Source organism: Rhodocyclaceae bacterium, assembly GCA_020248265.1.
In the GTDB taxonomy this organism is placed as follows: Bacteria; Pseudomonadota; Gammaproteobacteria; order Burkholderiales; family CAIKXV01; genus CAIKXV01.
Genome location: JADCHX010000012.1, coordinates 16645 through 28174 on the forward strand (window position 1 = coordinate 16645; position 11530 = coordinate 28174).

The following is an 11530-nucleotide window of genomic DNA, read 5'->3' on the forward strand; positions in this document are numbered from 1 at the left end:
GCTGGCACCGTGGCTGGACGAGCACTGCGCCAATCAGGTCGTTGCCGGTGCCGGTTGTTGCTCCAGCCGGGACAGACAGCGGCCGATCCACTGGGCAGTGAGTTTTTCCTGCACCGAGTTCTGGCGCAGCCGCTCGTTCAGCGCCGGGAAGTCCACCCGGTCGAGCGACTGGTCCTGGTTGAAGCACGAGAAGACATAGGTGATCCGGCCGGTCTCGCGGTCGCGGTGGGGCTGAAGGCACTGCGCACAGATCTCCTTCATCATGCACTGCATCGGCGAGTTGATCGAACCGATCGCCGTGTGGGTCGACTTCAGGTGGCGCGCCAGCACGCCGTGCCGCGCCGCGCCGACGGCAGCCATCATCCGGTCGGAACCGATCGCGACGATACGGTCGACGTCGGCCACCCGGATCGATGCTTCGCCGAGCCGGCCGTCGGCATATGCTGCGATTGCCTCCACGATGTTGGCGCTGATGGTCCTGTCCTGTGGCCGGCCGGGCTCGAAACCCGGGGACTCGTCGCAGCACCAGATCACGGTATCGGCCGCGGCCTCGATCTCCTCGACCTTGTAGCGGTCGATGCGCTTCTTGTATCCGGCGAAGTAGAGCACCTTCGATCCAGCGGCGCGCAGCGCCTGGCCGATAGAGAACAGCACCGCGTTGCCCAGCCCGCCGCCTACCAGCATGACGGTTTCGCCCGCGACGATCTCGGTCGGCTCGCCGGTGGGCCCCATCAGCACGATCGGCTCGCCGGGACGCAACGTCTTGCACAGGTCCGACGAGCCGCCCATCTCGAGCACGATGGTCGATACCAGCCCGCGCTGCGGATCGACCCATGCGCCGGTCATCGCCAGGCCCTCCATCGCGAGACGGGTACCGTCGATCCTGGCGGCGTTCATCTCGTAGTTCTGCAGGCGATAGAACTGGCCCGGCCTGAACCGGGACGCCGCGCGCGGGGCCTTTACCACTACCTCGATGATGGTCGGCGTCAGGCGGTTGACCGCATGCACGGTCGCGCGCAGTTCGTCGTTCAGGCGATCGAGGAAGGCGATGCTGTCCGGCGCCGTGCAGGCGGGCAGCGCAGCGAGCACGCGCGAGACGGTCGGGTAGCCCTGTTTGGCCGAACCCATCGCCTTCACCACGTTGCCGAAATAGGACGGATGAAGGTCGCCGAAGAAGCTGATGAACCGGCCGTCGTCGCGGCGGGACATGAATACGTTGGGCTGCTTCGGCTTGGAGATCGACCGCTCGGGCCGCACGGGATTGCCCTGTTCATCGCAGGCCCTGAAATAGCGGCCGTCGAGCACGAACGTCTGCGCATCTTCCCGCGCCAGCACCGTGTTCGGGTTCGTACCGGCCGCGATCAGCACGGTACGCGCTGGCAGCCGCACGTCCCCGGCATCGGCCCAGTTGCCGTCGTCCGACCGCGACTGGCGGGTCATTGTGATCGACTGCACATGCTGCATTTCATCGACATCGATGCGCAGCGGCGACAGCCCTTCCGCGAAGACGATGCCTTCCTCCAGTGCCTTGTGCACCTCCTCGTGGTTCAGGGTGTATGACGGCGAATCGACCAGGCGCTTGCGATAGGCGAGCGTGACGCCGCCCCAGCCGGCGATCATCGCAGCGAGCCGGGGAGGGCGGCTCTCGTTGGCGGCCGATTGGCGTTCGGCGCGCATCGCCATTGCATGGGCGATGAACTCGTCGGCGATCACGCGCTCCTCCGCGTTCCAGCGTGCGCGCACTGCATCGCGGCCCTGCTCCGCCACCAGCGTCTCGAAGCGGGACAGGAACTTCTCGACCTGCACCGGATAGTAGGCGAGCGATTCGGTCGCAGTGTCGACGGCAGTAAGCCCGCCGCCGATCACCACCACCGGCAGGCGCAGCTGCATGTTGGCGATGGAATCGGCCTTGGCGGCACCAGTCAGCTGCAGCGCCATCAGGAAATCGGAGGCGGTACGCACGCCGCGGGCCAGCCCGTTGGGCATGTCGAGGATGGTCGGCCGGCCGGCACCGGCGGCCAGCGCGACATGGTCGAAACCGAGGTCGAACGCATCCTGCGCGGTGAGCGTGCCGCCGAAGCGCACGCCGCCGAACATCGCGAACTCGGCGCGGCGCTCGAGCACGAGCCGGATCACCTTCAGGAAGTTCTTGTTCCAGCGCACGGTGATGCCGTATTCGGCAACGCCACCAAAGCCGGCCATCACCCGGTCGTCGAGCGACTCGTACAGGTCCTGCACGTCGCGTACCGGATGGAAGGGCACCCGCCGACCGTGGCCATCTACGCCGGACAGTTCCGGCGGCAGCGGCTCGATCTTCAGGCCGTCGATGCCGGCGACCACATGGCCGTCGTTCAGCAGGTGGTGTGCCAGCGTGAAGCCGGCCGGACCCAGACCGACCACAAGGACCTTGCGGCCGGTGGAGGCGCGCGGCAGCGGCCGCCGGAGGTCGAGCGGGTTCCATCGCGTCAGCAGGCTGTAGATCTCGAAGCCCCAGGGCAGCTCCAGAACGTCCTTCAGCGTGCGCGTCTCCGACTCCGGGATGTTGACCGGTTCGGTCTTCTGGTAGATGCAGGCCTTCATGCAGTCGTTGCAGATCCGATGGCCAGTGGCCGGCATCATCGGGTTGTCGATGGCGATCATGGCCAGCGCGCCGATCGCGTGTCCCATCGCTTTCACTTCGTGGAACTCGGAAATTCGCTCCTCGAGCGGACAGCCGGCCAGGGTCACCGCAAACGGCGACTTCTTGAAGTGCGCGGCCGCAGGCAGCGCATCGATGGCCGCCGCGTCACCCTTGAGCTTTTCCTTCAGGCCCTTCGAGCAGGAGTCCTTGCCCTGGTGGTGGCACCAGATGCAGTAGTGCGCCTGGTCGAGCGCACCGACCAGGTCGGTACCGCGATCGGTCAGCGCGAATCCCTCGCGATGCCGCTGGTGCGCTTCGCCCAGCGTGAATGCCTGGTAGCCGCCCGACGTATCGGTCTCGACCGGGACCAGGTGCATCGGGTCGGTCTTGTGCGGCGTCTTGAACAGCACGCCGGCAGCATGGCGGCGCCGGCCTTCCGGCGTGGTGAGCGCCCAGGCAGCGTAGTGCAGGGCGAGGCCAACGCGTTCGGCGTGCACAGGGTCTGCCTGCCATGCGGACACGTGCCGTGCGAATGCGAGCTCACCGAAGGGTTCGCCGAACCACCGCTCCAGCGTGGCTGCTGCCGCTTCCGCATCGAAACCGGCCAGCGCCTCCGCCTTCACCTTGGTCGCTGCCTGACGCTGCACGAACTGGCGTTTGCATTCGTAAAGGGGCGCCAGCTCGCTGTGGCGCGCCGAAAGCGCGCGTACGGCTTCGCCGATACCGAACAATTCGCCGACGAAGTCGTCTACCCAGGGCGAGAGCTCGATCAACAGGGCAGCCTCGGCCGCAGCGTCCAGTGCGTTCGGTGCCTCGCGCGCACAGCGCAGCCGGGCACCCAGCCCGGCATCGCCGGCGTCGAGCCATTCGAGGAAGGCTGCGTCGAGCGCGCAGAGGCCTTCGTGTTGATACAGTTGTTCGAAGTGGAGCCCGTGGGCGAGAGAGAGCATCGGAGAGCGTTCGCAGTTGCGGGTAGGCGGGGATCCGGCGGCACCGGGCGGCACGAGGCACATCCGCCCGTACGACGGGTCGCGCCGAGACCCGGGCCGGTCGGCAATGATAGTGCGGATCAGGCGACTGCGACCTGCGGTCGGCGTGCGTACCATGGATAGTCGCTGGGGCCGGCCGGAGCCGAGCCTTCGCCGCCAGACGGCTGGCAGCAGGCGTGGACGCGCGGTAAGCTCCTGCGTTGCACTCTTCGAGCATCTCCACTGCCGTGACGTCCACTCCCGAATCCGATCATCCCGGCATTGCCCTGTGCCTTTCCGGTGGTGGCTATCGCGCAGTGCTGTTCAATGCCGGGGCCGTGCTGCGACTCGCTGAGGCCGGACTCCTCGCGCGCGCGACCCGCGTCTGCGGGGTGTCCGGTGGCGCGATCGTTGCCGCACTGGTCTCGGTGCAGTGGTCGCGACTGTCAGCAGACGGCTTCGCCCCGGCTTCTGTCCGACGCGAGATCGTCGGTCCGCTGCGCGCGCTGGCCGGTCGGACGCTGAACGGGCGTTCCGTGGTCGGTGGCCTGCTGTTCCCGCGCTCGCTGAGCGAATGGATCTCGCACAACCTCGACCGTGAGCTCTACCGCGGTGTCCGGTTCGGCGACCTGCCATCGGGGCCGAGCCTGTCGATCGGCGCCAGCCAGCTGAACTCGGGCTGCCGCCTGGTGTTCGGCAACGAAGTACGCAGCCGTGCAGGGGCGATATCGATCGGAGATCCGAGCTACCCGGTGACCGACGCGGTCTGTGCATCGATCGCGATGCCGCCGGCGTTTCCGGCGCTGCGCGTGAGTGGCAGCGCGATTGACGGCGACTCGCATGCGATGCAGCTGGCCGACGGCATGCTGTGCGATCCGCTCGCACTGGCCGATGCACAGGACTGCAGGACGCTTTGGGTCAGCGACGGGGGCGGCGCGCTGGTCGACGAGGCGTCCTTCGACGGCAAGAGCGAGCAGGCCGCGCGTGTGATCGAAGTGTTGCAGCACTCGTTGAGCGTGGCGCCCAGGGACGCGTTGTTGTCGGCCTTCCGGGATGGTCGACATGCCGGCGCCTACTGGTCGCTGCGCGCGGCCACTGCCGACTACCCTGCCGATACCTGCCTTGTCTGCCCGCCGGCGCGCGCGGCCGAGCTGGCGGCGCTGCCGACCTTGTTCACCGCGATGCGCGATGAGCTGCAGGAGCGACTGATCAACTGGGGCTATGCGATCTGCGACATTGCCCTTCGCTCCTGGTGCGACGAGGCGCTGCCGCGCCCAGCCGAGTTCCCGTACCGCGACCGGGGCCTCTGAACGCCGCCTCGGCGCGTACCGCGGGCAGCTGCCGCCGCGTTCAGCCGGCCTGGTACACCGCACGTGCCGCGTCGACGCCCGCACCGCGGGTGAACCGGTGGTGCTCGCCCGCGAGTACTGCTTCCAGGGCCGCCAGGGTGGTCAGCACCGCATCGCGGCGCGCGTTGTAGCCCATCGCGCCGATGCGCCAGATGCGTCCGTGCAGCGGACCGAACGAGGTGCCGATCTCGATGTTGAACTCGTCCAGCATCGCGGTGCGGACACGGTCCCCGCTGACGCCCTCCGGTATCCAGACGCCTGTGACGTTTGGCATCTTGTTCGCCTTGTCGCCGAAGATCTTGAGGTTCATCGCCTCTAGGGCTGCGACGATCGCGCGGCTGGCGAGGGCATGTCTTGCGAACACTGCCGCATGGCCCTCCTGCAGGAAGATGCGCGCGCATTCTCGTGCCGCGTAGAGCATGGAGGTGGCTTCAGTGTGGTGGTTGAGCGCTCGCTCGCTCCAGTAGTCGATGATCATCGCGAGGTCGAAGTAGTTCGACGCGATGATGCCTCCGGCGCCTGGCTGGTAGTTGGCCGGTCGCAATCCCTCCTCGACGTGGCGGCGCCGCATGATCACCTCGCACAGAGAGTCGGACAGCGTGATCGGCGCGATGCCGGACGGGCCCGCGAGGCATTTCTGCAGCGCTCCGGTCACGCAGTCGATCTGCCAGGCTTCGACCGGCAGGGGGGTGCCGCACAGCGATGCAGTAGCATCGACCTGGAGCATCACACCGTGGCGCCTGCACAGAGCGCCCAGTTCGGAGAGCGGCTGGAGCATGGTCGTCGAAGTGTCGCCCTGGCAGCAGGCCAGCAGCTTCGGGGAGAACGCGCGGATCTCGGCTTCGATCAGCGCCAGGTCGAACACCGTGCCCCATTCGGCCTCGATCACCCGCACTTGCGCGCCGACCCGACGCGCGATCTCGGCCTTCAGCTGGCCAAACCGTCCGAAGCTCGCCACCAGCACACGGTCGCCAGGCTCGACCAGCGACACCATCACGGTCTCGATCGCCGAGCGCGCCGTACCGTCGATGCACAGGGTCTGCGCGTTGGACGTCTCGAACACGCCGCGATAGAGATCCTGGGTATCGCGCATGTACTGGCGGAACTGGGGGTCGAACTGCCCGAGCAACTGCGCCGACATCGCGCGCAGCACGCGCGGATCTGCGTTGATCGGGCCGGGCCCCATCAGCAGCCGGGGCAGCGGATTGAGTTCGGACAATGCCTGCGTGGGTATCGAAGGTGACATGGTTCAACCGTGGCGTGGGAAGTTCAGGATACAAGCTGCACCGGACAAGTGTAGAACAGCGTCGGGCGGATCGGTCGAAATCGGCTTGCGCCCGTGTCGGATGCCAGCCGACGGCACTGGCGCGCGGGGGCCAGGGGACTACAATGGGGGCGGCCGTCGAGGCAGGGTCCGCAACCTGCGCGATGCCCGTGTCTGCCCGTCACCTCTTCGGCCGTCCATGCCCGACCCTTCCATCCCTTGCTGCCTGGCGGAGCACGCGTGCAACTGAGCGATGCCGCCCGCGCGGCCGGTATCGCGACTGGTTACCACGACATCTGGGGCCAGTGGCGCGACGTGCCGGACGATACGTTGATCGCGCTGCTCGATGCCCTCGGTTATCACGGCGCCCCCGATGCAAGGGCGCTCGCGCAGTCGGTCCAGTCGCAGCGGCGCTCCGAAGAACGGCGTCTGTTCGCCGAAACGGTAGTGGTTGAGGCCGGTGCGGCGGTGGCTATCCCGCTGTCGCGAGCCGGCTTGCGTGCGCTTGCGGGTGATGACTGGCCGGCAGTCGTCGCCCGGGTCGACTGGACGGTGTCGACCGAATCGGGTGCACGGCTGTCGGGCTCCTGCATGCCGTCCGAGCCGGATCCCCTGCTTGCGCTGCCCGCACTGCCGGCGGGCCGGCATAGGCTGTCCGTGTGCGTCGAAGGCATGCCGGTGCCCCCGGGCGGCGTGCCGTGCCAGCCTGCGGCGTCTGCCGTGCTGCTGTGTGCGCCGCCGCGCTGCCATCTTCCTGAGCCCCTGCGCGAAAGCGGCCGGCAGTGGGGAATCGCGGTGCAACTCTACGGCCTGCGTTCGCTGCGCAACTGGGGTATCGGCGACTTTACCGACCTGGGCTTGCTGGCCGAGTCCGCCGCAGCCTTGGGGGCCGGAGTGGTCGGGTTGAACCCGCTGCATGCGCTTGCGCTGGACCGTCCCGAGCAGGCCAGTCCGTACTCGGCGGTGAGCCGCCTGTTCCTGCATCCGCTCTACATCGATCCCGAACGCATCGACGTGTTCACCGATCCGGCGGTCGTACCCGCGCTCTGCCGGCAGTTCGCACCCGAGGCGGAGCGGGCACGCCTGCGTGCCGCCGAGCGGGTCGATTACCCGGGCGTCGCACGATTGAAGCTTGCGGCGATGCGCGCGATCTACGACGCATTCGTACGCGACGAGTGCGCCGGAACGGGCCCGGGTTCGGCCGCTCATGCGCCAGGCCGATGGCAGCGCGAGTTCGAGGCGTTCGCCGCGTCGAACGACGCGCTGCGCCTGCATGCCACCTACCAGTCGATCCAGTCCACGCTGCATCGGGCGGATTCTTCGGTCTGGGGCTGGCCCTGCTGGCCTCTGCCGCTACGCGACCCGTCGGGTGAAGCCGTGGCGCAGTGGCAGAGGGAGCATGCGCACGACACCGGGTTCCATGTGTTCCTCGAATGGCAGGCATCGCGCCAGTGGCAGCAGGTGCGTGCCTGCACCACGCGCGCCGGCATCCTGCTGTACGGCGATCTGGCGCTCGGCGCCGACCGTGGCGGTTCGGAAGTCTGGGCTGCACAGGGCGCGCATGCGCTGGCCACCAGTGCCGGGTGCCCGCCGGACGACTTCAACCTGCAGGGGCAGGACTGGGGTCTGCCGCCACTGCGCCCCGACCACCTGCGTGCCGATGGGTGCGCGGCCTTCCGGTCGGTGGTTGCGGCCAGCATGGCCCGCTTCGACGCGCTGCGCCTCGATCATGTGATGAGCCTGATGCGGCTGTTCTGGATACCACCCGGGGCAGGCCCGGTGGCCGGCGCATATGTGGATTATCCGTTCGAGGCGATGCTGGCGACGCTGCGCATCGAAAGCGAACGTCATGCGTGCATGGTCATCGGCGAGGACCTCGGTACGGTCCAGCCGGCGGTGCGCGAAGGGCTGCGGTGCGCCGACGTGCTGTCCTACCGGTTGCTGGTATTCGAGCGTGACGGGACGGATCACTTCCGGCGACCGCACGATTATCCGCGGCTGGCGCTGGCTTCCATCGGCAGCCACGACCTGTCGCCATTGCAGGGGTGGTGGGTCGGCGATGACCTCGACCAGCGGCGCTGCCTCGGCCTGCTCGACGAGGGCCAGTACGAACGCTTCGCCTCGGACCGCAGTCAGGCACGCGCGGCGCTGCTCGGCGCGCTCGCCGAAGCCGGGTTATTGCCGGAGGGTGAGTCCACGGATGCCGGTCGCTATGCGGTGCTGCCGCCCGGCCTGGTCGACGCAGTGCATACCTTCCTCGCTCGCACCGCCTCGATGTGGACGATGGTCAATCCGGAGGACGTGTTCGACCTGGTCGAGGCGACCAACCTGCCCGGCACGACCTTCGAGCACCCCAACTGGTCGCGCCGGCTGCCGGTACCGGTCGAGGAGTGGGTCGCGCATCCGCGCTGGCGGGCTGTCGCGGGAACCCAGCGCGAGCGCTCCGGCGGGCTGCGCTGAGCGCGTATCAGTCCGCCTTCGCGCCGGACACGCGCGCGACTTCCGCCCATCTGGCGATCTCGCGTCGGATGAAGGCACCGAACTGTTCCGGAGTCTGCGCGGCCGACGGCGTGGCACCCTGCTGGGCGAATCGTTCGCGCACCTCCGGCGATGCAACGGCCTTGAGCACCTCGAGGTTCAGTCGCTGCACGATCGGGCGCGGCGTGTCGGCCGGGGCCAGCATGCCGAACCAGATCATCAGTTCATAGCCGGGCAGGCCCGCTGCCTCGACGACCGTCGGCAACTCGGGCAGGATCGGCAACCGGGCCCGCGAGGTGACGGCCAGCGCGCGCACCTTGCCGGAACGGATATGCGGTATCGCCGTTGGCAGCGGTTCGATCTGGATCTGCACCTGGCCGCCGATCAGGTCGGCGATCGCGGCCGCGCCCCCCTTGTACGGCACATGGACCATGTCGATCTTGGCCAGTGCCTTCAGCAGTTCGGCACCCATGTGCTGCGAGGTGCCGGCGCCTGCCGAGGCGTAATTGAGCGAGCCCGGCTTCGCGCGGGCCAGCGCGATCAGATCCCGCATCGAGCCGGCCGCAACCGAGGGCGTGACCAGCACGACGCTCGGCACTTCGGCCAGCGGGGCGATCGGTGCGAACGCCTTGACCGGGTCGTAGGGCAGATTGCGGTACAGCGCCGGGCTGACCGCGACGGTACTGGTCGCGCCGAAGGCGAGGGTGTAGCCGTCCGGATTGGCGCGCGCGGCGATGCCCAGCCCGAGCGTGCCACCGGCGCCCGCCCGATTGTCGATGATGACCGTCTGCTTCATCTGTTCGCCGAGGCTCTGGCCGATGATGCGCGCGACCAGGTCGTTGATGCCGCCCGGCGGGAACGGCACGACCAGCCGGATCGGGCGATCGGGATAGCTGTTCGCGGCCGGTGGCTGCGCGGCGGCGGCCATGCCCGCCGTGCCGAACGTGGCAAGCGTCGACAGCGTGACGATCCAAGCGGCGGCCATGGCCACCTGCACTGCACGGGTGCGGCGAGTCCGGCCGCTGATGGTGTCGACACAACCGGTGGCGCCGCTGCCTGCTGCCATGCTCATCTCCATGAAGTTTCCGGTGGACGACGACTGTGCGCCCCTGCGGGCGTACATGCATCGCGCGGCGCGGAGCATGGCACACTTGGAGCCCTTCGGCGAACCCCTGCAGGGATCCTGCGCGGGGCCGGTTTCAGGGAGCAGCACATGCGGGTGGCGATCATCGGGGCAGGCAGCATCGCGCGCATCGCGCTGGAGCACACCCAGCGCGGCACGCTCGGCGATGTCGAGGTCGTGGCGCTGATGGGGCGCAGCATGAACTCGCGCGGCCGCGCGCTGGCGCAGGCGAATGGCTGTGCGTTCGTCGCCGATATCGACGGGCTGCTGGCGACCTCGCCGGACGTGGTGGTCGAGGCGGCCGGCCATGAAGCCGTGCGCCTCTACGCCGAGGCTGTGCTCGCGCGTGGCCTCGCGCTGGTCGTGCTTTCATGCGGCGCGCTGGCGGACGACGCGTTGCGCGGCCGGCTGGAGGCGGCTGCCCGTGCCGCCAGGGGCCTGCTGTACGTACCGTCTGGCGGCATCTGCGGACTCGACGGGGTCAAGACGATGGCCCTTGCCGGCATCGACGAGGCGTCGATCGCGGTGACCAAGCCACCGATCGCGTGGAAGGGCATCGCGTATGTAGACCGACTGGGCATCGACCTGGCGGCGCTGCGCGAGGCAACCGTCCTGTACGACGGACCGGTGCGCGAGGGCGCGGGCCACTTTCCGGCGAACGTGAACATCGCCGCCGGGCTGGCGCTGGCCGGCATCGGCTTCGATCGCACGCGGTTGAAGGTGGTGGCCGATCCCGCGCTCACGCGCAACACCCACTTCATCGAGATCCGCGGCAAGGCGAGCGATATCTCGATCCGTCTGGCGAACGTCGCCGACCCGGAGAACCCGAAGACCGCGTGGCTCGCCTGCTACAGCGCACTGTGTGCGATTCGAGAGGCGAGAAGCAACGTCCGTTACGGCACCTGAATCACCTGAGCGGGCCGCGCCGGGGCCGGCTCAGCCGTACAGACGACTGTGTTTCGGCACGCGCGCCATCAGGTATTCCATCTGGTCGACGAGGATGCGGCGGTTCTGAAGGATCATATGCTCATGCCGGTTGGGCACATACGGCAGGTAGAGCAGCGGCATGCGCGCGGCCTCGGGCGTGCGGTTGTCTTTCTTGCTGTTGCACGCCCTGCAGGCGGTCACCACGTTCATCCAGCGGTCTTCGCCGCCGCGCGACAGCGGCACGATATGGTCGCGTGACAGTTCCCGCTCGCGCAGGCGGTCGCCGCAGTACGCACAGACCTGCCGGTCGCGCACGAACAGCGCTGCGTTGATCAGTGCCGGTTCGCGCCGGAACTCCCTCGCGAACGAGCCCGACCCCTTGATCGCGATGATGCTCGCGGTCGAGAGTTCGGAGCGCTCTCCAGTGCTGCGCGACAGGCCGCCGTGGTAGGTGCGCACGATGCTGCCGATCGACCATGCCACCTGGTGCTTGGCGTGGTAGGTGATCGCCTCTTCGACCAGCAACCAGCGACGCGGTATCCCGCCTGGATCGACTTCCAGGATCAGCGGCTCACCTCGGGCGCGACTACCGAATGCAGTCATGGTTCCCGAACATTAGGAACGATGGCGCGCGATGTCAAGCCGGATCGGCCTGGCAGGCAGGGCAGGGGCTTCGCATGTGGCCTGGCATGACGCCGGCTGGCGGAAGAGAGTGCGAGTCGAACGCACGGAGGACTGGATCACAGCCCTCACCGGGTTTGAAGTCCGGCCGTCCCACCGGGGACGTTTCCCTTCCAGTGC

The 11530-nt window shown here is 68.2% G+C and carries 7 protein-coding genes and 1 tRNA gene; 3 read left to right on the plus strand and 5 right to left on the minus strand.

Translation table 11 applies throughout. The features are described 5' to 3' along the window. Nucleotides 1-33 precede the first annotated feature (33 nt). The gene (locus ING98_13315; protein MCA3102847.1) at nucleotides 34-3570 is read right to left on the minus strand and encodes an FAD-dependent oxidoreductase; all 3537 of its coding nucleotides are present in this window, start codon (nucleotides 3568-3570) and stop codon (nucleotides 34-36) included. 266 nt (nucleotides 3571-3836) lie between these two features. Here ING98_13315 and ING98_13320 point away from each other — a divergent pair, with 266 nt between their 5' ends. Next, the gene (locus ING98_13320; GenBank protein ID MCA3102848.1) at nucleotides 3837-4898 is read left to right on the plus strand and encodes a patatin-like phospholipase family protein; all 1062 of its coding nucleotides are present in this window, start codon (nucleotides 3837-3839) and stop codon (nucleotides 4896-4898) included. A gap of 40 nt (nucleotides 4899-4938) precedes the next feature. Here the strand turns inward: ING98_13320 and ING98_13325 are convergent, their stop codons facing one another. Beyond that, nucleotides 4939-6183 carry an alanine--glyoxylate aminotransferase family protein gene (locus ING98_13325; GenBank protein MCA3102849.1) on the minus strand — a complete coding sequence of 415 codons (1245 nt, stop codon included), beginning with the start codon at nucleotides 6181-6183 and terminating at the stop codon, nucleotides 4939-4941. Between the two features lie 258 nt (nucleotides 6184-6441). On the opposite strand from ING98_13325, the gene malQ reads away from it, so the two are divergent. Continuing rightward, the gene (malQ, locus tag ING98_13330; GenBank protein MCA3102850.1) at nucleotides 6442-8661 is read left to right on the plus strand and encodes a 4-alpha-glucanotransferase; all 2220 of its coding nucleotides are present in this window, start codon (nucleotides 6442-6444) and stop codon (nucleotides 8659-8661) included. Between the two features lie 7 nt (nucleotides 8662-8668). On the opposite strand, the gene ING98_13335 is transcribed toward malQ, so the two are convergent. Next, complete coding sequence (locus ING98_13335; GenBank protein MCA3102851.1) at nucleotides 8669-9607, minus strand: tripartite tricarboxylate transporter substrate binding protein; 939 nt, start codon at nucleotides 9605-9607, stop codon at nucleotides 8669-8671. 285 nt (nucleotides 9608-9892) lie between these two features. Here ING98_13335 and ING98_13340 point away from each other — a divergent pair, with 285 nt between their 5' ends. Then, nucleotides 9893-10708 (plus strand): aspartate dehydrogenase, encoded by an 816-nt coding sequence (locus ING98_13340; protein ID MCA3102852.1) that lies wholly within the window; start codon nucleotides 9893-9895, stop codon nucleotides 10706-10708. Between the two features lie 30 nt (nucleotides 10709-10738). Here ING98_13340 and ING98_13345 read toward each other — a convergent pair whose 3' ends face one another. After that, nucleotides 10739-11332: an HNH endonuclease gene (locus ING98_13345; GenBank protein ID MCA3102853.1), complete on the minus strand. Its 594-nt coding sequence runs from the start codon at nucleotides 11330-11332 to the stop codon at nucleotides 10739-10741. Nucleotides 11333-11429: 97 nt separating this feature from the next. Continuing rightward, a tRNA-Sec gene (locus ING98_13350) sits at nucleotides 11430-11525 on the minus strand. Between the last annotated feature and the right edge of the window lie 5 nt (nucleotides 11526-11530).

What these genes read in the sequence shown, in the direction of transcription:
- ING98_13315 (MCA3102847.1), bottom strand. Translation starts at nt 3,570, where the DNA reads ATGCTCTCTCTCGCCCACGGGCTCCACTTCGAACAACTGTATCAACAC.
- ING98_13325 (MCA3102849.1), bottom strand. Translation starts at nt 6,183, where the DNA reads ATGTCACCTTCGATACCCACGCAGGCATTGTCCGAACTCAATCCGCTG.
- ING98_13335 (MCA3102851.1), bottom strand. Translation starts at nt 9,607, where the DNA reads ATGGCCGCCGCCGCGCAGCCACCGGCCGCGAACAGCTATCCCGATCGC.
- ING98_13340 (MCA3102852.1), top strand. Translation starts at nt 9,893, where the DNA reads ATGCGGGTGGCGATCATCGGGGCAGGCAGCATCGCGCGCATCGCGCTG.
- ING98_13345 (MCA3102853.1), bottom strand. Translation starts at nt 11,332, where the DNA reads ATGACTGCATTCGGTAGTCGCGCCCGAGGTGAGCCGCTGATCCTGGAA.